The organism is Photobacterium kagoshimensis (assembly GCF_050337045.1).
GTDB lineage: Bacteria > Pseudomonadota > Gammaproteobacteria > Enterobacterales > Vibrionaceae > Photobacterium > Photobacterium kagoshimensis.
Genome location: NZ_JAKJSO010000015.1, coordinates 74,177 through 96,609, shown reverse-complemented (window position 1 = coordinate 96,609; position 22,433 = coordinate 74,177). Strand labels below are relative to the sequence as shown.

General features: G+C 42.7%; 20 protein-coding genes. 9 read left to right on the top strand and 11 right to left on the bottom strand.

The window, feature by feature from the left end; all coding sequences use genetic code 11:
• Window position 1: 1 nt before the first annotated feature.
• From L4C35_RS13910 to L4C35_RS13900, 3 genes are all read left to right on the top strand, one after another.
• Window positions 2-1,009, top strand: a complete 1,008-nt coding sequence (locus tag L4C35_RS13910) for a helix-turn-helix domain-containing protein (RefSeq protein ID WP_428463445.1) — start codon at window positions 2-4, stop codon at window positions 1,007-1,009.
• A gap of 225 nt (window positions 1,010-1,234) precedes the next feature.
• On the top strand, window positions 1,235-1,714 hold the full coding sequence (locus L4C35_RS13905) for a hypothetical protein (protein WP_428463444.1): 480 nt from the start codon (window positions 1,235-1,237) through the stop codon (window positions 1,712-1,714).
• A 174-nt stretch (window positions 1,715-1,888) separates the two neighbouring features.
• Complete coding sequence (locus L4C35_RS13900) at window positions 1,889-2,128, top strand: RNA recognition motif domain-containing protein (RefSeq protein ID WP_428463443.1); 240 nt, start codon at window positions 1,889-1,891, stop codon at window positions 2,126-2,128.
• A gap of 63 nt (window positions 2,129-2,191) precedes the next feature.
• Here L4C35_RS13900 and L4C35_RS13895 read toward each other — a convergent pair whose 3' ends face one another.
• From L4C35_RS13895 to L4C35_RS13870, 6 genes are all read right to left on the bottom strand, one after another.
• Window positions 2,192-2,920, bottom strand: coding sequence for a DUF3726 domain-containing protein (locus L4C35_RS13895; protein ID WP_428463442.1), 729 nt, complete (start codon window positions 2,918-2,920; stop codon window positions 2,192-2,194).
• Window positions 2,920-4,659, bottom strand: coding sequence for a hypothetical protein (locus L4C35_RS13890; protein WP_428463441.1), 1,740 nt, complete (start codon window positions 4,657-4,659; stop codon window positions 2,920-2,922). The genes L4C35_RS13895 and L4C35_RS13890 overlap by 1 nt, the downstream gene beginning before the upstream one ends.
• 135 nt (window positions 4,660-4,794) lie before the next feature.
• Window positions 4,795-6,387 carry a BCCT family transporter gene (locus L4C35_RS13885; RefSeq protein ID WP_428463440.1) on the bottom strand — a complete coding sequence of 531 codons (1,593 nt, stop codon included), beginning with the start codon at window positions 6,385-6,387 and terminating at the stop codon, window positions 4,795-4,797.
• 132 nt (window positions 6,388-6,519) lie between these two features.
• Entirely contained in the window at window positions 6,520-7,509 is a 990-nt protein-coding gene (locus tag L4C35_RS13880; protein WP_428463439.1) for a membrane dipeptidase, read from the bottom strand.
• A gap of 104 nt (window positions 7,510-7,613) precedes the next feature.
• Complete coding sequence (locus L4C35_RS13875) at window positions 7,614-9,074, bottom strand: aldehyde dehydrogenase family protein (protein WP_428463688.1); 1,461 nt, start codon at window positions 9,072-9,074, stop codon at window positions 7,614-7,616.
• An 89-nt stretch (window positions 9,075-9,163) separates the two neighbouring features.
• Window positions 9,164-9,565: a RidA family protein gene (locus tag L4C35_RS13870; protein WP_428463438.1), complete on the bottom strand. Its 402-nt coding sequence runs from the start codon at window positions 9,563-9,565 to the stop codon at window positions 9,164-9,166.
• A 158-nt stretch (window positions 9,566-9,723) separates the two neighbouring features.
• Here L4C35_RS13870 and L4C35_RS13865 point away from each other — a divergent pair, with 158 nt between their 5' ends.
• A complete protein-coding gene (locus L4C35_RS13865; protein ID WP_428463437.1) occupies window positions 9,724-10,635 on the top strand; it encodes a LysR family transcriptional regulator in 912 nt (303 codons plus the stop codon).
• Between the two features lie 8 nt (window positions 10,636-10,643).
• Here the strand turns inward: L4C35_RS13865 and melB are convergent, their stop codons facing one another.
• Both melB and L4C35_RS13855 read right to left on the bottom strand, forming a co-directional pair.
• On the bottom strand, window positions 10,644-12,065 hold the full coding sequence (gene melB / locus L4C35_RS13860; RefSeq protein WP_428463436.1) for a melibiose:sodium transporter MelB: 1,422 nt from the start codon (window positions 12,063-12,065) through the stop codon (window positions 10,644-10,646).
• A 141-nt stretch (window positions 12,066-12,206) separates the two neighbouring features.
• Window positions 12,207-13,559 carry an alpha-glucosidase/alpha-galactosidase gene (locus tag L4C35_RS13855; RefSeq protein ID WP_428463435.1) on the bottom strand — a complete coding sequence of 451 codons (1,353 nt, stop codon included), beginning with the start codon at window positions 13,557-13,559 and terminating at the stop codon, window positions 12,207-12,209.
• A 330-nt stretch (window positions 13,560-13,889) separates the two neighbouring features.
• Between L4C35_RS13855 and melR the strand changes: the two genes are divergently transcribed.
• Complete coding sequence (gene melR / locus L4C35_RS13850) at window positions 13,890-14,882, top strand: transcriptional regulator MelR (protein ID WP_428463434.1); 993 nt, start codon at window positions 13,890-13,892, stop codon at window positions 14,880-14,882.
• Here the strand turns inward: melR and L4C35_RS13845 are convergent, their stop codons facing one another.
• Complete coding sequence (locus L4C35_RS13845) at window positions 14,883-15,335, bottom strand: DUF302 domain-containing protein (RefSeq protein ID WP_428463433.1); 453 nt, start codon at window positions 15,333-15,335, stop codon at window positions 14,883-14,885.
• A 704-nt stretch (window positions 15,336-16,039) separates the two neighbouring features.
• Here L4C35_RS13845 and L4C35_RS13840 point away from each other — a divergent pair.
• The 4 genes from L4C35_RS13840 to L4C35_RS13825 all read left to right on the top strand — a co-directional run bounded on the left by L4C35_RS13840 (window position 16,040) and on the right by L4C35_RS13825 (window position 20,945).
• A complete protein-coding gene (locus L4C35_RS13840) occupies window positions 16,040-16,810 on the top strand; it encodes a transcriptional regulator (protein WP_428463432.1) in 771 nt (256 codons plus the stop codon).
• Window positions 16,811-16,941: 131 nt separating this feature from the next.
• On the top strand, window positions 16,942-19,650 hold the full coding sequence (gene ygjK, locus L4C35_RS13835) for an alpha-glucosidase (RefSeq protein WP_428463431.1): 2,709 nt from the start codon (window positions 16,942-16,944) through the stop codon (window positions 19,648-19,650).
• A 439-nt stretch (window positions 19,651-20,089) separates the two neighbouring features.
• The gene (locus L4C35_RS13830; protein WP_428463430.1) at window positions 20,090-20,347 is read left to right on the top strand and encodes a hypothetical protein; all 258 of its coding nucleotides are present in this window, start codon (window positions 20,090-20,092) and stop codon (window positions 20,345-20,347) included.
• Window positions 20,348-20,477: 130 nt separating this feature from the next.
• Window positions 20,478-20,945 carry an ASCH domain-containing protein gene (locus tag L4C35_RS13825; RefSeq protein ID WP_428463429.1) on the top strand — a complete coding sequence of 156 codons (468 nt, stop codon included), beginning with the start codon at window positions 20,478-20,480 and terminating at the stop codon, window positions 20,943-20,945.
• A gap of 66 nt (window positions 20,946-21,011) precedes the next feature.
• Here the strand turns inward: L4C35_RS13825 and L4C35_RS13820 are convergent, their stop codons facing one another.
• The gene (locus L4C35_RS13820) at window positions 21,012-21,524 is read right to left on the bottom strand and encodes a 2TM domain-containing protein (protein ID WP_428463428.1); all 513 of its coding nucleotides are present in this window, start codon (window positions 21,522-21,524) and stop codon (window positions 21,012-21,014) included.
• 180 nt (window positions 21,525-21,704) lie between these two features.
• Window positions 21,705-22,235 carry a GNAT family N-acetyltransferase gene (locus L4C35_RS13815; protein ID WP_428463427.1) on the bottom strand — a complete coding sequence of 177 codons (531 nt, stop codon included), beginning with the start codon at window positions 22,233-22,235 and terminating at the stop codon, window positions 21,705-21,707.
• Between the last annotated feature and the right edge of the window lie 198 nt (window positions 22,236-22,433).

Here is a 22,433-nt window from a genome sequence, read left to right as displayed (position 1 = left end):
ATTGTCTGTTAAGTCATCCAACACCTTGCCAATGATACGCACTGAGTACACCCGAATATTAGTAGAAATATTTGCAGCAAGTGGTATCAATGCACATAAATTACTAAAAGGATCAGGATTACCACCAGATCTGCTCAGCAATGCGCAAGATTACCTACCTGTGGAACCCGTAAAGCACTTGATCTACCTGTTATCTCATCAAGTGGATGGCAACAATTTTAGTCATTTGCTTCGACTGGCTTTTCGTGAACACATTATTCCATCTATTTTAGGCCAGTTTGATAGTGCTGAAACAGTACGCGACGCTCTCATTCAAGCAAGTACGATCTTTTCATCTGATTCACCGGGTAGCCAAATAGCAGTTGAAGAAGCACATGGCCGATTTTGGTTTTGTCGCGGGGCAGATTATGAAGACTCACCCTATTTTATTTGGGGAGAAGTGTTTGCAATTCTTTATACCATTGAATTAATTAACGCATTAACAAAAACCGACTGGCATCCAGCTCAAGTTAAAATTCAACACGTTAGCACCGAGGCTGTCGAGTCTGCGATTGGCCTACACACCCAGTTGTTCGTCGGACATGATAAAACCGCGATTTTAATTGATCATGAAGTGCTTAACACTCCCCTGCAACTTTGTCCCTCAAGTGTCAGCCGAAAAAAAGATCTGATCGAATGGCATAGTAGTTTTAGTGATAATGTTTTTACAGCGTTACTCCCCTACGTAAAAGAGCATTCCCTCACCATCGACCAAGCCGCTCGCCTACTTAAAATGTCATCACGCACGCTACAGCGGCGCTTAAAAGAAGAAAAAACCACCTTTCGCCAAATCAAAGAAAGTCTGCTGCTATCAGCCTCTTGTGATTTAATGGAACAAGGTTACTCACTCACCCATATCGCTAACCAATTGGGGTATAAAAACCTTTCCCATTACTCACGGGCGTTTAAAAAAATTACAGGACTAGCACCAAAATCGTATAAAAAAACATTATTAGGCATAGAAGAATAACTGCGCTTTCCTCATCATTTCAGGTAGTTAATTATATCGTCTTATTCTTGCACTTAATGCTGATTAACTATTAGCTACTATCATAACTAGCTATTGAATGAGTCCAGCTTAAATTTACCATTTTACGCCACCATAAATTTCAAATAACCAATAGCCTTTCAATTAATCTGGTATTTAGGCAAAGTGAGCCACCTAAAATACGCATATTAAGTATAGGTATTAAGCATGAGTTCAATTGTAAAAGAATATGGTTTCAACACGCCTCAACGTTTATTCGTAGGTTACACGCTTGCGGTATTAGTCGATTTAACCGTACTTAATTTTTTTGATGAGTATTGGGATTATGTCAACATAGAGTCTTTTACTATTTCATTTGCTGCTGCAATATTACTTCAACTACTTTTAAAGTTATCGATTAGCGCCGAGCATAAAGTGGCTAATTACTTCAAAACTAAGACAGGCACAGCCCCTAAAGTATATCGTGGGTTAAGTACCTACGTTATTTTAGTGGGCAGTAAATTCATTATGCTCGAAGCCATCAATATTCTCTTTGGTGATAAAGTGAATTTTAGTGGCCCGTGGAACGGTGTGATCGCTTTCTTTGCTGTTGTGTTTACCATCTTGATTTCAGAGGTCGTGATTTCAAAGATTTACTTTGCGTTAAGCAATCAAGATAAATCACAAGCAAATACTGATTCCAACTAGAGCTAGATCTCTCCAACCGTCGATGCCAATACCAACCTGAGGGTTTAACCAGCAAAAACGCTCAGTTACTTGGCTTGGTTGGTATAAGTTGTCATAGAATGATTTATTCGCTTGGTTTGTTGCAGCTTAACTGCGACAATCTAGGGGTTATTCTCATACCAAATATGGTTAATTATGAAACTTTTAGTTCGCAACCTTGCGCGCGCAACAACTGAGCACGAACTTCGTGTACTTTTTTCAGCTCACGGTTCTGTTGCTGAATGCACCTTAGTGCTAGACCAAGAGACGGGTCACTCTAAAGGCTTTGCATTTGTTGAAATGCCTAACGAAGATGAAGCAAAAGCAGCACTGACTAGCTTGCACATGACAAGTGTTGCTAAGAATAAAATTCGCGTTAAGCGTGCTGAAGGGTAATAGGCACTAAGCCTTTCCTTTTATATCAAGAAGCCAGCAACCTTTGTGCTGGCTTTCTGTCGCTTACGCTAGCCCTCCAGCACCTCGTGCCGATTGTTCACTGTTCTCAACCAAAATAGCTGTAGCAGTCGCCTTTAACGTATCCCACTCTGCATCATCCACATAAATGCCATCATGCCATGCACTTTCCTGCGCCCCTAAAAACGCTTTGGCTTCAATATGCGTGTTATAACCTTCAGACACTTTCAGCACATCAAAATCTTGAATAGATAATTTGATTGTCATGTCGTGAACGGTGTTAGATAGAAGATCAACGTCTGATAGAAACAGTTCAGGCGCAATACAACCACGATTTAGGACGTACAAGGTATGTCTTGGGCTGCTGCCGTTCTCCCACTTAGCGGTACAGGCAATGCCTTTTGCGGCCAATTTCACTAACTCGCTATAGGCTAACCAGCGGTTGTGGCAGTTCTTCAGCTCTATGGTCAGCACACTGCCGCCGATCATTTTCTCAATGGCGTAATCCATTACTGCAGGTAAATGGCAAGCTAGGCTACAGCTGTGCAAATCCACTTCAATGGTATTTTCATCAAGTAGGAAGATATCGACTGGGCTATCAACTTCCAGTCCCATATAAGCACTGGCGTTATTAAAGTGATGTACGCCGTGTAACCCAACCATCTGTAAATCGGCAACCATAGTCGCAATGACATCGCCCTCGCCACATGCTCGACGCATGCCCAGAAAGGCTTTATTTACCACCGCAACTAATTCATTGTGAGAGACGATCATCAGCACTTTCCTCCGTCATCTGGTTGATGTGATAGGCATGATTCAGAGAGTTCGTATTGGCTTGGCAATAACGGGAATAACCATTGTTCTTGGTAATTATTACTTGCTAATTCATCTAGCAATGGTGCACCTTGAAAGAAAGTCACCCGTACCCAGCGATCTGATCTCGGATCAAACTTGGTGGCACCGAAAACCGCGAGTTTGCAGCGCAGTAAATGCATCGGCAGCGATGATTGATGTAATACATTCATTTGTATATCGCCCATCGCTCTATTCCCTAATGTCCACACTCGGCGAGCAATGGCACGAAACTGTGGTTGATGTACCAAAAATTCCGCTAAGGATTGCTCAGGGGATTGCGTGATTAAGGCCTGATATAACCGATAAACTTGGCGACCAATATCTAACGGTAGCTCTCTTTCTTCACCAGCTTCTTGTCCTCGAACCCCTAACCTTGGTTCTTCTTTATCTTGTGAGCGATACCAAAACCAATAGGTATTTTCACTTTGCGTAAAGTCGGTGTCTATCGCCCAGCGATAATGCTGCTCTAACGTGGTAATCAAGTCTTGGATTTGCTTACCACTAGGTAAAGAAAGCGTTTCATCGCAATTCATTTGATCTTGATAAGGGTCGACACGCTCAGGATAGAGTTCCATCAAGCACGAGAGTAGAATCTCTTGCCCTTCAAGCCCTATAGATAATGATTGCTCTACAACTTCACGCCAAGTTTGGCTGAGCGCAATAATGGCATCGAGGTTATTATCAAACGCTGTCAATTCAGCGACAGCCGCTGCATTCAGTTGCTTTTGATAATCGTTAATCGTGATAACTTGCTCTAAATGTAAAATGGCCTTTTGTAATAACCTTCGCAAATAGATGCACTTAGCAGGCTCTGACGGATAAGCTAAAACATCAGCCAATGCCGCTTCTCGGGTTGTCATCCACTGATCAACAATACACGGGTGATTGATCAAGTAAGGGGCCATTCCTAACCCAGTGGCATTTCCTACTCCTAAGTAACGTTGCAACTCACGGTGTAAGGCTATGGCTTGATCACCGCCTTGTTGTTTCGCTAGGTAATTGACCCAATCTAAACTGAATTCACGCAGTAAATACACCGCACACATCTGAGCACTGAACGACTGATTAAAATCAGGGTTGTTTTCCAGCAACTTAAAGTCAGCAATACCAAACTTGCCATTTCCGTACACAGCGGTTGTACGCAGTAGATAACCCACTTCTGCCAATGCCGCTGGATCTGGTTGTTTTCCTGCCGCAAGGTGACTCACAATATGCTTAAACACGCGCACACTTTTATTCGCACGTGCTAACACTAAAACGGTATTGGGGTTACGCCCCGCTTCTTGCAGCGGTACATTGGCCCTTAACCGTTCTAATAAGGTCACATCGACATCGCCTTTAATTAAGGCAAAGGTAACGTCCCACTTTTCCGCAATAACCCTATCGTTGCGTTCATCATCGGCAATTTGATCACAAAACACGACCAAATGATAAATGTGATTGGGTGTTTTGAGCTTGTAAATCACATAGCCAAAACCTTGTGGGCATAACTGCCACTCATGCTTAGTCACTTGCCATTGCTGCTGCGCCATTTTCCGAATCATTGTTCTAACAAAACTGATTCGGTTTTGGTGCATAGCCCCTAGTCTTTCAGGCGCCATAACCACGTCTGCGCTTCGCATTGACGCTGTAGTGTTAGTAGAACGATGTGCATCCATATTGCTCACCACCATGTAGTTGTAGAGTGTTCAACGTGTGAGTTAGGGCAAGAACCCCTGCCCTGTTTATTGTCATGACTGATGTATTCTCACCAGTTCAATGAAATGCGTGCATGCCAGCCATGCACGCGCTTATTAATTAATGCCTTGTGCTTTTGCCATTTTCATTGCGATCTTTGGTGCGTTCCAGAGCGATGGCAGCAAGATTAATGAAACGGGGACTGCCGTGATAACAATGAAGGATTGCAGCGCCGAAATACCGCCAGAGCCGAGGGAAATCAGTATTAAGGCTGTAACCCCCATCATCACTCCCCAAAATGCTCTTATAACGGGGTTAGGCTCCGTTTCGCCACTCACGACCACGCTGATGGTATAGGTCATGGAGTCACCCGTGGTCACAATGAAAATCGTGGTCAAAATCAGGAATAAAATAGACGTCAGCATGGGCAATGGGAGCTGTTGCGTCACCGCCAGTAACGCACCAGGTAAGTTAAAGCCTTCAAACGCTTTACTCACACTGCCAGGGTCTGCAATTTCAAACGCCAAACCAGAGCCACCCACAATGGTGAACCAAAAGCAGGTGACAAAAGGTGCAATAATACTGATGGTTGTGATGATTTGACGTATGGTGCGACCACGTGAGATACGGGCAATAAAGATAGCCATCATAGGGCCATAGCCAAGGAACCAGCCCCAAAAAAACACGGTCCACCAGCTTAACCAACCTTCATCACCACGGTAGGTTGCCATGGGAATAAAGTTATCTAACATGCTACCTACACCTTGAATGTAGCCATTGAAGATAAAGTTTGTTGGGCCAAAGACAAGCACATAAATCATTAATGCCATCGCCAAAATAACGTTGTAACGGCTCAGCATTTGCATACCTCGGTTTAAACCGCTCAAAGCCGATAAGGTATAAAGTGCAATCGCAAATAAAATGATGATGAGCTGAGTAGTAAATCCATCGGGTATATCAAACAGCACATTAAGTGCATAGCTCACTTGAAGGCCAAGGAAGCCGATAGGTCCAATGGTGCCTGCCGCTACGGCGATAATACAGCATGCATCTATGATCGCGCCTGTGTTGCCGTTGAGGGCGCGTTCGCCTAACACTGGATATAGCAAGGTGCGTGGTTTAAGCGGTAATCCTTTATCGTAATGAAGGTGCATCACTACAATGGACGTTAAACTGCCGACAATCGCCCAAGCAAGGAACCCCCAATGCATAAATGACTGTGATAACGCATTAACTGCACCTTGCTGTGGGTTTTCTTGTGGGCCATAAAGAGGCGGTGGGGTGACGAAATGTGCGATAGGTTCAGCTGCGGCCCAAAAGACCCCACCTCCTGCGAGTAACGTACAAAAGATAATCGCCATCCAGCGAAAACCATCAATTTCAGGTTCGGCAAGGCCACCTAAAATGACTTTACCTGTTCGCCCTGCAGCCAAGCCAAGACCAATAAGAAAAGTCAGAAGGAGTAGCATTTGCCAATATGGACCAAATATTTTCACCGACCATGCAAAGCCTGTGTTAACGAGGATGGATAATAGATCTGCATCTAACACAGCAATCGCGACAAAGAGTGCGATAAAGCCGCCGCTATACCAAAATGCTGGATTATCTAACCCTAATTTTTCTGATGTCGATTTTGTGGTGTTCTTTCGAGTGTGTTCACTTGCAATTTTATTACTACTCGCGTTCATGCGATTGCTTAAATCAGACATACTCTGACTCCAGAGGTTTTTGTAGCAACCAGCCATTCAGTGGCTACAAGAGGTATGTATAACACTCGCTCTATTGCTTTGTAGTTGAGCTATGTGTTTTATATTTATGCTTTGATAAACCCCATCAAAGCATTACGCACTCGGTTCTAGCCCCTCAGCTAAGAAAGTGAACCAGTTCTCGCCCAATACTTTCCCTGCCTCCGCTTCGCTGAATCCATACTGGATAAGTCCGTTGTATATGTTCTCCATTCCTGCACTACCGCAGAACCATGGCAGAGCATCAGGCCAACCTGCGTTGCTTGCTGAGCCTTCACCATAGTCCATCGTTTTCGACCAACGACCGTTTCGCATCCATTGCAAAACTGTTTGGGGCTGGTTTAAACATAGATCACTACCGATACCTAGGTACTCTATCCCCACCATATCAGCGGTTGTTGCTACCATTTGGCAGAAGTCATCCAAGGTGCATTGGCTGCCATTAGGCAAATGAAACGGATACAAACTAAAGCCAATTAAGCCACCGCGAGCAGTTAAGGCTTTGATAACGTTATTCGATTTATTACGCAGAGCATCATGGGCAAACGTTGGGTTTGCATGGCTAATACAGATAGGACGCGACGATAAATCTATCGCTTCAAGTGTTGAGCGTTCTGCGCTGTGTGACATGTCGATAATCATGCCGACGCGGTTCATCTCTTGGATCGCTTGTTTGCCGAAACGGGTAACGCCTGTGTCATGCTTTTCATAACAGCCCGTCGCCAGCAGACTTTGGTTGTTATAGGTCAGCTGCATAATCAGCAAACCTTGCTGGCGCATGACTTCAATCAAGCCTATTTCGTCATCGATAGGTGAACAGTTTTGCGCACCAAGAAATACCCCAACTTTGCCTGTTGCTTTCGCTTGCTCAACATCTGCCATTGAATGAATGGGCATGATTAAGTCGGCGTTTTGCTCAAATCGTAAATTCCACTCAGCAAAGCGGGTCAACGTTTCGCGGGCATTTTCGTGATACACCACAGTGGCATGCACGGCCGTAATACCGCTGGCTTGCAGGGTTTGAAAATACTCTCTGTCCCAATTGCAGTACTGCAAACCATCAATCACAATTCGTTGTTGATACATAGTTGCTCCTTAAACGATGTTTAACTCGGTAAATAGGCAAGTTCAGTTCAGCACTTACCTATTCTCAGACCGTTTGAATAAGTCATTCCCTTGTATCGCAACACTTAATAAGGACGCTGATAAGCCGTTTTCACCACGGTGTAGAACTCTTTCGCATATTGGCCTTGCTCGCGCGGACCAAAACTCGACTCTTTACGGCCACCAAACGGCACATGGTAATCCGTACCTGCCGTTGGTAAGTTCACCATCACACAGCCTGTTTGCGCCTGTTGTTTGAACATGGCACTGGTGCGTAAGCTTTGGGTAATAATGCCCCCCGTTAAACCAAAGCGAGTATCATTGGTTGTCGCTATCGCCTCTTCTAAATCCGCCACGCGGATCACACAGGCCATAGGAGCAAACACCTCTTCTTGATTGACTTCCCAGCTATTTTGAGTATTCAAAAATAAGGTTGGCGACATGTAGTAACCTTGATGCTGCAAGCTTAAGCGCTCGCCACCACAAGCTAGCTCTGCCCCACTTTGGCGTGCTTTATCAATCCAAGCGAAGTTAGATTCAAGTTGATTGCCATCCACGACTGGGCCCATAAATACGCCCTCTTCTAACGCATGTCCGACTTTTAGTTCACCCATGCGTTTAATCAAGGCTTCTACATAGGCATCATGAATGCTATCCATTACCACTAAGCGAGATGAAGCCGTGCACTTTTGACCTGCGCCTGAAAATGAACCCGCAATTGTGGCTTCTACCGCGGTCTGAATATCGGCATCATCAGCAATCACCAAGGCATTTTTACTGCCCATTTCAAGCTGGCAACGAACAAAATTAGGGGCTGTTGCCGCGGCAACTTTGCGGCCAGTATCAACGGATCCTGTAAAGCTGACACCGTTAATGTTTTTTGAGTTGATAAGGGTATTACCGACTTGCGAGCCACTGCCTAGCACCAAGTTAAACGTGCCCGCAGGTAAGCCTTGACGGTGAACAATTTCAGTTAGTGCAACGGCGCTTGCTGGAGTAAGGTTAGCTGGCTTCCATATAACGCTATTACCAAAAGCTAATGCCGGTGCAATTTTCCAAGCGGCTGTCGCTGTTGGGAAGTTCCATGGTGAAATAATCGCGACCACACCGACCGCTTCACGTGTCACTTCAACCGACACACCAGGGCGAACGGACTCGGCGTTGTCACCAATTTGGCGTAACACTTCTGCGGCAAAATACTGGAAGAACTGCCCTGCGCGGTAAATTTCACCACGCCCTTCAGCAAACGGCTTACCTTCTTCTCTCGCCAGCAAGGTACCTAATTCATCACAACGTGCAATTAATTCGTCACCAATGGCTTGAAGCACGGCTTGCTTACGTTCAATCGGTGTTTTTTCCCATTCTGGCTGAGCCTGTTTTGCGGCCGCGATTGCTTGCTGAACTTGCGCTTCACTTGCTTGCGCATAATCACCGAGGTTTTCACTAATATCTGACGGGTTAATGTTAGCAAGCGTGCTGATCCCTGATTGCCATTCACCTGCAATATATAGTGAGGTTTCTGGTTGAACATTCTGTAATTGAGTCATCATTCTGTCCTTGTACCTAATACTTGATAAACAACGGCTGCATCTGAATCTGGCAGCCTTCATTACGTTGTTGAGTTTGGATTACACCGTCACGCTGTAGGATCAGTCGCTGCCGCATACACCACAAATTCCACCAGCATTTCTTCACGCGCAAGCCCTGCCACAACAATGGCTGCTCGATTGGGATAAGGCGCATTGAAATGCTCGGCATAAATACTGTTAACGGTTTTGAGATATTCACGATCGGTGACATAAATCATCACTTGCAATACGGAATCTAATGATTCTCCTGCGCATTCCAAAGTATGAATCAGGTTACTAAAGATTTGGCGAGTTTGAGCTTCAATGCCCCCTTCAACAACGGCCCCAGTCTGATCGATAGGTATCTGCGCAGTATACAAGGTGCCATTGTTGATAATTGCCCATTCCAATGGGGCTTTTGAAGCAAACAGAGAAGTCTTTACTGAGTGTTTTTGATTATGATCATTCATGTTTCAATTCAACCATGTAACAACAATGTTTCGTAATGGTTAAATATTGCCCTTTGACACTTGATAAATCTAACGGTAAATTTTGTACAAGTGATAATAAAAACTTATCACCTTGCGGGAAGTAAGGTAAATAAAGGGCTCACAAGGAGTCATCCTCTATGAGTATAAAGCTCCAACAATTGAAACATTTTGTATTAGTGGTTGAAGAAGGTGGGTTTCGGGCGGCTTCTCATCGAGCAAATCGATCACAAGCCGCGCTTTCTACATCAATAAAAGAGCTAGAAAAAATTTTGGGGCAATCACTTTTTGAAGCTGGTAACAAGTCCACACTGACGCCCTTTGGGGAAATTTGCTTACCCAAGGTTATCCAGTTTCTGAATGTTTACAGTACATTGAATAATGACCTACGTGCGGCCGCCGCAGGGCAACAAGGACGCGTTCGTATAGCCAGTGTCCCTTCTGTTGCTGCCAAACTGATACCCAGTGTGCTCGGTGCTTTTTGTGAAAAATACCCCAATGTTGAAGTCAGCTTAATTGATGATAATGCCACGGGGGTTGAAGAAAGGCTGCTCTCTGGTGACGTGGATTTAGCGCTGGGAAATTGTTCTCAGCTTGAAGAAGATGCTATCGAATTTACCTCACTGATTTCGGATCCTATCGGTGTAGTCTGTTTGCGTGATAACCCAATCGCACAGCAACCTGAAGGGATTGAATGGAAAACATTGCTACAACTGCCGTTCATTCGCAACGGGACATGTAAGCTATTGGATCCCACCCCTGCACGGACTTTGAGTGAGCAGGCGATCTACTCAGTTGAAAATATAACCTCGCTATTTTCGGTATTAGAGCTCGGTATTGGCATCACAACGCTACCTAAGCTAGCCTTCCCTACTAACGAAACTCGCTTGGTTTGGATCCCACTGATCGATCCCCCTCTTAAGCGCCAGATTGGTATTTTCCGATTGAAAGACCGCACTATTTCACCTCAAGCACAGGCTTTTCACGACTTGTGCATTGAGTATTTGAGTTATTCATTGCTGGAAGATAAGCCCCTAGAAGAAGAGGCTTGATAAACACGTTATACAGCGGGAGCTGGCTTACCCGAGGTTTGAGGGGCCTCTCCATCATCCGCTATTAGATGATCATATTTCTCTGTGAGATGATCTTGTACCTTTTGGTGGTACGCTCCATTTAGCTTATAAAAGCGGAAGTAGATGATCAGAGCGATAGCAAAGAAGAAGCTTGGCAGACCAATCATAATACATTGCATACCAAAAATCGTATCAGGGCTTTGCTCAACATTAGGAATATAGTTCACTGCTGTTAACGCAATACCGATAAAGAAAGCAGCGAAGGCAGAGCCAGCTTTAACCACTAAGGTTTGTACCGAGAATGCGATACTTTCACAGCGTACACCTAGCTTATATTCACCATAATCTACTGTGTCGGCCACCATAATAACGTTCAACACCCAGAATAATGCCGTACCAATTTGCAGTAAAATACCTGCGGTGGAAATCAGCAATACGCTCTGTTGATCATATAGGCCGATATAAATCAGCACCAAACTTCCTAAGATTGGAAAGCCAGAGGCACCCGCCCATAACATGCGGCGTGAGAAAATTTTCGCAAGTTTAGGGAATAACACTAAGGTGATAAGGTTCGCGATACCAGCGTATGCCATGTAGTACGGGAACAGCTCTTCATTACCAACTACATAGGTAAAGTAGTAAACCGCAAACGCCATAATAATGTTGGTGGCAAGGTTATAGGATAGTGCCATGCACAACACGCAGCTTAACTGGCTGTTTTTATAGATAAGTGACACCATTTTTTTCAATGACACTTTCTCTTCGACTTTTCCGCTATCGAGTTTATCGGTTGAATAACGCTCTTTTACATTACGAAGCGTAATAAAGGTTGAAATCGCAAAGCACACAATCAGCATTAGACTGAACATCTGAAAGCCAAAACCTTTATCATCACCACCAAGGTAATTAATCATCGGCATGGCAATCGCCGCTGTCACAATCCATGCAAGGCTTGCAAAGAAGCGAGGGTAAGGAACTAACTCTTCACGCTCACGTTTATCCAGAGTTAGCGTTGGCACTAATGACCAAAATGGGATGTCCATTAAGGTATAAGTCATGCCCCATAAAATGTAGGTCACAGCAGCGTAAGCGATTAGCCACGGGCCTTCAAAATAGTGGGCAGTAAACAGCATATACAGCACAATAGAATTCGTAATTGTGCCAATTAAAATCCAAGGCTTAAATTTCCCCCAGCGCGTTCGGGTGTTATTAACCACCCAGCCCATAATTGGATCGTTTACAGCATCCCAAATACGAGCGACTAAGAAAATTGTACCAACTACGCCAGCTGAAATGCCCACAACGTCGGTATAGTAAAACATGAGGTACATATAAACGATGGTAATGGCGAAATCTTTACCAAAAGCACCAAAGCCGTAGCTTAATTTGGTGTTCATTGAAACACTCATTGCAGCTCCTTTAGCCTTTTTGTTTTATACTCAGGCCATCCTAGCCTGAGTATAAAAAGGCATCATTCCATTTAATTCACGTTAATTTTGAAAGTATTGATTGTGATAAGTCGTTATTATTTTGATCGAGTGATTATCGGGTTATTTATGGACCCAAGCAGGTAACCAACCTTCATGCGCAGCAATCAAATCATCAACGAGTGCATAGATTTCTTCGAGCCCTAATACAGCTGAAGTATGCGGGTCTAACATTGCAGCATGGTAGATACGATCTTTGTTTTCGGTCAGAATAGCTTCTGTCAGTAAGGTTTGAACATTGATGTTGGTCTGCATCAGCGCTGCTAAATGATTAGGTAGCGTACCAACTTTGGTTGGCTGAATACCGTTAGCATCGACTAGACATGCCACTTCAACACAGCAACCGTGTGGTAAATTGTCGATAAGTCCTTCGTTTTTCACATTGCCGTAAATAACACTTGGTGTGCCTGTCCAAATCGCATTCATAATAGTGCTGGCATATTCGTGTGATTCTTTTACATCAATACGATCGGCATTTTTAAATGCTTCTAAGTCTTGCTTCCAAGCTGCAATTTGCTCGACGCAGCGTTTAGGGTACTCATCTAGCGGCACTTTATAACGTTCAATCAAATCTGGGCGGTTAGGCTTAATAAAGTACGGTGTGTATTCTGCAAAGTGCTCCGATGATTCAGTCACGAAATAGCCCAGCTTTTTGAACATTTCATAACGTACCAAGTTGGTACAGCGGCCATTGTGATAAATGCCTGGCTTAGGTGCTTTTCCACTTTCGAAAGCAGCTAACAAGTCAGGGGAAATATCGACATACTCGCCCTGCTCATTTTTGTGCTCCAGCGTGAGGTAATAAGCCATGTGGTTGATACCCGCACAGGTAAAGCGTAGATCGCGATAGTCTATCTCTAAGTCACGCGCAAGTTCCTCTGCCGTTCCCTGTACAGAGTGACAAAGACCCACTTGCTTAATATTCGGATACTTGTCATACATAGCCCAGGTATTCATCGCCATAGGGTTAACGTAATTCAGCATGGTTGCCTCTGGACAGATTTCCGTCATGTCTTCACAGATCTGCCATAGGTGTGGAATGGTACGCAGCGAGCGCATAATACCGCCAGGGCCTAATGTATCGGCGATAGTTTGCTCTAAACCATGACGCTTACACACTTCAAAGTCGGTCACCGTACAGGGCTCGAATCCGCCAATTTGAAAGGCCACTACGACAAAGTCGGCATCTTGCAACGCTTCTTTTTGATTAAGGTGACAAGTAATCGTCCCCTCAGCACCCGCTGATTCCATCAACTTACTGACAACAATATGAGACTCTTCTAAGCGAGTTTCATCAATATCCATCAAAGCAATTCGTGCGTGTTTCAGCGCAGGCTTATGGAAAACATCGCCAAGAATATTCTTAACGAAAATAGTTGAGCCAGCTCCAATGAAAGTGATCTTTGGCGTATTCATTCGATTTCTATCCTTCAATCTCAGTAACTATCGTAATGTGATGATGAAACATTACACGCCTTCGCTGGTACTTTTCGTCTCGGTAAATGATATCGCTATCCCGTTTTCTCATATTTTCCTCCACCAGAAATAAAATATGAGAAAACAGGATAAAAAGGTGCATTTTGGTGAGCTTTTCGGATACCAAACCGATACAAAGCCAAAGATTGTAACCCCGATCTCATATCGGAATTTATACTTAAGAGAAATATTCACTCTGTGACAAACATCCTGAATCAAATGAAATACTCTGATAGAACAGCCATATATGCTATTTCCTAAGGACCTGACATGAAACCGCCCAAAAAAGACGTATTGTTTGTAACAACACAAGACAACGATATGCCTGAAAGTGTTTCTATCAGTCCGCTATCGCTTTACTCTTCGTATGAGAAGATCGATATTGAATTGAGACAGCCACATGATATGCCGGGGTACCATTGGCATGGGCAAGTTGAAGTGAACATCCCATTCGGGGGCGATGTGGAGTACATCATTAATGGCAGCCCTATTGTACTAAAAGATGGTCATATTGGACTATTTTGGGCATCAGTCCCTCATCGACTAACCAACCCTGGAAACTGTCATAATATGGGGATCATCAACATCCCAATTCACCACTTTTTATCGTGGCCACTTAATAGAGAGTTTGTAAATCAGATAACACATGGCGCCGTTTTACATTCGAATGACGCTTCATTGGTGAGTGAGTTTGAACTTAAGCGGTGGGAATATGAAATGGCGCATAACGCTGAAAGTCGTCAGCAATTGGCCGCCGATGAAATAAGTCTGATGCTCAAGCGTTTATGCCTTACGGGTTGGTCGCAGATGCTCGCCAGCCGCAAAGACAAACCAACTCAAAATGGTGTTTCCAAGCATTCGCAGTTCTATGTTAGTCAAATGCTTGAATATATTGCTACTCATCATGATACACCGCTAACAGTTAAGCAAATTGCCGATCACGTTGGATTGCATGCCAATTATGCTATGGGGATTTTCCAACGCATGATGCAATTAACCATTAAGCAATATATCACCGCGATGCGCATTAACCATGCTCGCGCCCTACTGAGTGATACCGAGCGAACAATATTAGATATAACCCTAACCGTGGGTTTTAATTCCAGCAGCCGTTTTTATCAAACTTTCCAAAGCTACCTTGGGGTGACACCGACCCAGTACCGCAAGCTCAGCCGTAATGACCACCGCTGGACCCTTAAGGAAAGTAGCCCCCACCTAATAGACACAAATATCTCTGATGGTGAACAGGTTGTACGACCATAACTAAAGCTGTGCCGCTGCTTGTGCAAAGTTAGCTAAAGCTTTACTTACTTTTTTAATAACAGGATCACAGCCTTGAATATCATGACGTTTTACCAAGTAGTAAGGGTCATTATAAGTTAGCCAAACTTGCTGATTTTCATCTTCGCTAACCACGATTTTCTGGGGTAGATCAATCGCAATCCCTTGGCTACAAACCATAAGCGGTGAACCAACTTTGGGGTTACCAAACATTACTAGTTGGGTAGGCCGCAAGCTAACACCAATAGTTTCCGCATTTTTAGCGTGATCAATACGCGCAAAAATCGTCAGGCCCTTTTCTTGTACCGCTTTTTCAAGCCTAACCACCGTTTCATTGACGCTATAAGCACTTTTAAGTGTTATCAGCCCACTGTCAGCATTTACGCCAGCACTCACAAGCAAAACAAGCATTCCCCCAATAAGACGCTTTTTCATTTTTAACCCTCCAAACGACAAATGGTTAGTATTAGAGAATGGTGAAAGCATAGAAGTGAACCGCTTAATAAACAAACAAAGCCATCGCATGTCACGAATATTAAAAGCTGTGTGCTTTTTAATTTACTAACTCATTGTTTTATGAAGCATAATATAACGCTACATGCTATTTTAGGCAGCTACTCAACAGTGTTATTATTAATAATTAATTAAAAGTAACTACCATATTATTCAATACCAATATAATATGACTTTGATTCAATAATATAAAACCATCATTAACGTATTATCACGATGACATTAACATTCCTTTTACGAATACAAGTTACTTTTAAAATCCACCCTTCATTGTTACTTATGTGATGTTATGCATTACTCTTTTCCTAAGTTCAAATTCTTGACACTCAAAATTTCATATTTATAACTCAGCGTTAATTTTTTATATTTAAAGTGCATCTCTCTTAATAAAACAGTTCAAAACAACTATACTCACACCCGAAAAGAATGAGAGCTATAGATACAGAAACTAATTAATGCAATCAATTAACAAAACTAAAATTAAAAGCAATCTAATTGGCTATGAACTGGATATATTCTCATCAATTATTAAAAACTAAAATCATTTACTGAATCAAGATCACAAGAATAGGAATATCTTGTATAAACCCCATGGATATAAGTGGATTAAAAACAGGCATTATTAAATGAATAATTCCGCAACGTATTTGCTCGCTGCGTTAAGAGAAAAAATCAAAGAAAAAGGCATTTGTTACGCAGATTTATCTATAGGAACAGGGATACCGCTTTCGACGATTAAAAGGCAACTACACAATACGGCTTTAGGGCTTGATAAAATATTACTCTATGCAAGCCACTTAGACACAGATCTCGTTGAATTATCAAAGCGAGGTAGGCAGTTACAACATGAAAATGAACAATTTATAACAGATGTAAACAGTGAAATTTTCCATCAGTTTCCTTTCCTTTTCGATTTTTTGTATTTGCTTCGTCGAAATGAATGGACACTAGAGGAAATCACCCAAAAATATACGCTCAGTTCAACTTCTATAACCCTCTATCTAAGAGCGTTAGAGATGATGGACTATATCGTCCTTAAAGGTGAACACCAGTTTCAATTCAAAGATAAAGGACGATTTATTTTTGAGGAAGGTTCAAAGCTCGATACCTTGTTTGCCGAAAGATTTCGAAAAGAATCATTCAGCCATAAAATTCGCCCTCCTATTTGCATAGGGAGAATTGCTATAACTGAAGAGCAAGAAGAAAAACTCGCCACGGAGGTATATAACAAACTCATTGAATTTGATGTTCAAAATAAAACTGGTGAAACTAATAGAACACTAAAAAATGTACTTATGACATTTACACCAGGTAATCAGATCTTTTTATCTGATACTATCCCAAATGTGGATGGTGAATTACTCAAAGCGATTTCATTCGCAAAAGAATTACAATAAAAATAACAATTTAAAAAATTAAATTTAAAAAAAAAGAGAATCCTATTAACTCAGGATGGATTCTCACACTTAAAATTTGCTTATTTAACTAAGCAAAAAAAATAATATAACGTAAATAATAGGAAAATAGTATGTTTAATAAAAGCACACTTGCTATTGTAATCGGGGCTTCAATCTTACTATCTGGCTGTAATTCTAATGACGATAATAATGGCGGTAGCGGCTTCACTTTGCCAGTTGCACCTACGTCTGAATTTACCAACGTCATAGATCGTACAGGCAACCCTACTCACCTGCGCGATTACGATGTTTACTCGAACCTTAAATACAATGCATTGATCGATAATGGTGCATGGCATGGCCACTTGCTACCAGAGGATGCCGCCGGTTACGGTAGCTTTGGTGGCATTATGCAGGTGACGCAAGAATATGCGCACTTCATGTCTGGCGAAACGTTCGACAAACTCACCATTACCGATAAAAACACGGGAACAACCTATAACCTGTCGAATGCGAAAGCGAAGGTTTACTCTATTCCTGGTGCATTAGTTCAAGTATTAGAATTGGACGACATTCATGTTCAAATGGTTCTACGCTTTGTCACTAATCGCTCTTCGTTAGTTGAAACAAAAATCACCAACTTAACTGATAATGACATGGATCTTTCATTAGAATGGGATGGTGAGTTAGTTAAATACGCACGTTCTGGTGAAAGCTATGAAAATAAGACAGTTGCTGAATACTACCCAGAATACAAACGCCAAATTTCTGCAATTGATAACGGCATCAAAATCAATTTCGGTGATATGAAAAACAACTGGGCAATTCGTAGTGATGCTGACGCCGAATTCCGTATTACGCGCTCATTAAAAACACGCACTATCGCCAACGAAACTTCATTTACTTCTTTCTCAGAGACGCAAGTTTCAGCTAAGAAAACAACCGCCTTCTATTCGGCCTACTCGAACTTACACAATGCCAACGAAGTCGCATCTGAAATCGTAAAACTACAAGATGTGTTGGCCACACCTACCTCCTACATGAATGCCTCTAAAAAACGTTGGGATGGCTATTTAGCGAATGGCTTAACCAATAAAGATGCAACACCTGAACAAGCACGTGTCGCAGTAAAAGCCATGATGACCTTGAATGGTAACTGGCGCTCAGCCGCTGGTGATATTAAACAAGCAACAGTGACACCGTCTGTTACTGCGCGCTGGTTCTCTGGCAACTTAACCTGGCCGTGGGATTCATGGAAACAAGCGTATGCGATGGCGCACTTCAACCCCGATGTAGCGATGGATAACATCCGCACAGTTTTCCAAGAACAAGTCCAAGCTAATGATACAATTCGCCCACAAGATAAAGGTTACTTGCTTGACGTTCTGACCTACACTAAACCAACATCACGCGGCGGTGCAGGCTCTGAAAACTGGAACGAACGTAATACTAAACCATCACTCGCGGCTTGGTCTGTCATGGAAGTGTACCATGCACTGGCGAATGACTTTGGCCGCCAACAAGATGCACAAGCTTTCATTGACGAAATCTACCCGAAATTGGTGGCATACCACGATTGGTGGCTATCAAATCGCGATCACAACCAAAACGGTGTGCCTGAGTACGGCGCTGCGGTTGATCCTGCGCACAACACTCCTGAAGGTGTGATGTACGTATGGGTTGAGACCAAAGATCCTAACTTCACGACCATTATCCCTGCTGAAGACATCATTAAAAAAGACGGCGATCACTACCAAGTAAAAGGCATGACTTCGTATAATAAGATTCTGGATCACGTTGATTACATGAACCTTGAAGTCGGTGCGCAAGAAGCTGCTGGTTGGGAATCTGGCATGGATAACGCGGCTCGCTTTGGCTTTATCTACAATATTCACGACATGAACAAACAAGCTGAAGATATCAACAACCCTGACATGAATGTCGATCAACTAGGTCGCTATGCAGCCACTGCACATGATTTTGATAACAGCATGGCGCTAACCAATGGCGCATGGGATTACACCAATAAAGATGCGGCTAACTTAGCAAAACTGAAACTGGCGAAGAAAGACTGGGAAGTCCGTTTTGCTGAAAACCGCGCAAATAACAACGATCCAGCGGGTCAATTACTTGGCTTCTCTATGCTGCAAGAGTCTGTCGATCAGGCCTCTTACATGTACTCAGACAACAAATACCTTGCTGAAATGGCGGGGTTAGTTTCTGATGGTGTTGCAGGTAAAGACCGAGCACAAGAGTTCTTAGATGGCGCAAGTAAAATTAAAACCTACATTAACCAATGTATGTTTGATGAAAGTACTGGCTTTTTCTACGACATTCACCTCAATGTTGCAGCTGATGGCACAACCCCTGCCCCATTAGCCAATGGTTGTGCCGGTGAACCTATTGTTGCTCGAGGTCGTGGCCCTGAGGGTTGGTCGCCTCTCTTTAATGGCGCGGCTACGCAAGATCACGCGGATAAAGTCATCGCGGTGATGCGCGATCAAGACGAATTCAATACACCTGATAAATTCCAAAATACCGGCGTGCCTTTACCAACCGCATCACAAACTAACCCCGCTTATGGCAAAGATGTGTATTGGCGTGGTCGTGTATGGTTAGACCAAGTGTACTTTGGCTTCCGTGCCATGGATAACTACGGTTACAAGCAAGAAGCAATTACGATGGCCAACGAGCTATTTAATAACGCAGAAGGCATGACAGGCAATATGCCCATTCGCGAAAACTACAACCCAGAAACGGGGGCAGTGCAAGGCGCATCGAACTTCTCTTGGTCTGCGGCTCACTTATACATGATGTATAACGGCTTCTTTACCAAATAAGCATCTACATACAAACAATTGACTATCACGGTTCGTTAGTTCCCCCCTAACCTAACGAGCTAAATGATACATAACCAAAGCCGACGCTGATTCATTCTGTGTCGGCTTTTCTTTATAGATACAGTCGATAGCTCCGTAAAAGTTGGGCTTACCGCTAGCCAAGAACTCGAACTCTCGAGTCAAAAACTAGCTGAACTTGCTCAAACGTTAGACCGCCATGTAGGGGCTTTTAAATTTAAGCAATAGTAACCATTCACTAAAATATATCCCTTCAATCAAGCCCCGTTCAGGGGCTTTTCTATACAGCTTTCCCTCGTAAAACGCTATATCAATTGATTTAATAATTGACCAATTTGGTATTAAGTATATAGGGCTTGAAAACACAAAGAGATAAAACCAAAATGGCAACTGAACATCTCTTTTAAGTGGTCAAATATACATGAATAGAATGATAGCAAGTGGCGTGTTTGGTGGCTTAGTCCCAGTTTTTAGTCTTATTTTATTGCTGGCTGGAGACTCGCATTTTCCAGCTATCGAGTGGCCATTTGAAGCATTCCAAGGGTTAGTTTTTAGCTTAGTGTGGGGCTTAGGTATTTCCCAATACCTTGCTTATTTCATTTCTGCCATGTTGTTTATTACACTTTTCGCGATTGGCTATGCGATCGGCTGTAAAATTTATCGTCGATTGAGCCGTTAACGGCAAACCTACATAGGGATATCATACAGAACAAATGATAAATTATGACCAATACGTTACGAAAGAGCTGAACTTAAATCAATAGAAGCTAACAAGCATTCATTCTAAGTCCCTCATATCAAGGAAGATCATGACACCAAATCAACAAGCAATGCTAGATGCATATTTAGCACAATTAACACCAAGCGAGCATGCTGCAATCCCGCAAATTATTGCCGAGTATTTTTGCGCCGATGAGTACAATGCTAATGAATGCGCACGTTTAATTAATGCGGACATTAAACGCGCATCATGCAGCTTAAAAGCAGGCTACGATATTGATAATGAGCCACTACCTCAAGTTGGTAACTTAACCCTAGTGCTGAACTGGGCTGAAGAGCCTGTATGTATCGTCAAACTAACCAACGTTTCCACCAGTCCTTTTAACCAAGTCACACGTGAGTTTGCAGAATTAGAAGGCGAAGGTGATGGTAGCTACGAATGGTGGCGTCAGGCTCATATTGATTTCTTTACTAAATATGCGCAACAAATAGGAACTCTCTTTCATGAAGAGTCTGAACTTGTGCTAGAGCGATTTAAAAAAGTTTACCCTCGATAAAACACTCATCATTTATCCTAATGAAGAAATAGAGCTAGATACTAGCTCTATTTCTTTTATATTCGATTACAGTTTACGGCCTAAACGCTTTTCTACTTGCTTCTTCTCCCAATCAGCCCCGAAGAAGTTCATAATTTCAAAAGCACTCAATGCATGAGAAATTATACCAATCCCCCACCCCATTGCAGGCCACCATGCCCAGATATAACTGGAATCAGTAATAAAGTTAATTACAAACAACATGCTAATCACAAGCACATACGTGATTAAATGAGAGTAAAAACCTTTAATCTCCCTAACCTGCGCTAATACCTTATTTTCTTCATCTGAAATCATTGCCTCACGATGCGTGTCTGCATTTGGAATATCAGAATTATTGCTGTTTGATTCATTCATGGCTGGCTCCTTTTGTAAATCCGTTACTTGAACGTCAAAGACAGCAGCAAGCGCTTTCAAGGATTCAAGACCAGCATTATGTCCTCGCTCAATGCGCTGAATAGTTCTTACACTCAAGCCGCTGATTTGAGACAAATGGTCTTGCGACCAACCACGCTGTAACCTTAACTTTCTGACTATCATCACTGATTCCCTTCTGCTGTTTAAGTCAACATTACGCTATAGAGCCAATTAAGGTAACGTCACCAACACGACATGAACATGACACTTCAAATATATCAATAGATTAGCTCTAGACTACTATGCAATTTATTCAACACAGGACAAAGGAAAGAAACACACAATGCGAGCTTGTTTACAAAATTAAATAGGGAAATCTCTACAGTTCACCCAGTATCGGGCAATTGGATTGGGGAAGACCTTACCTATAACGATTTTATCGAACTGACCGCCATTACTTTCAATGACTTTACGCGATGCAAGGTTATCTTCATCTGCCGTGATAAGGGCGGTATGAATGCCGAGTGCCTTGGCTTTGGGGAGCACAAGTCTCAGCATTGTTTTACCATGACCCTGGTGACGAAATGACGGTGCCACATCGTAACCAATATGGCCTGCTTCGAGGGCAAGGAAATCACTGTCTATATGATGACGAACACGAATAGCACCAAGCATCGCTTTGTTATCATTAACTAACCAATAGTGGTTACAAGGCACATAACCCTCGGGTAAATTCACGCCATTTGCTTCATCAAGAAGTCGCTGAACATATGAAGTGAAGTCTTGTTTACCCGCTAAATAGTGCTCTGCATTGCTGTGGTCATTAGCTAAAAAGTCATCATAAAATTCAAAAAAAGCGGTTTCAAACTCATATGAAGGTGAAACTAATTCCATTTATTTTCTCCTGTATTTTTTTGTTCGAGGACCTGTTCTTTATACCATGAAAATACGTTTACAGCGAAAGACAGTTTATTTAAACTTATTAACAGATAGCGATATATATAATGCGCTGCAGGTATTAGATTAGTGACAGATATTATTCACCAATCGAAATACGTCTCACAGACTTCCACTTCAATATCGGTTTAACGA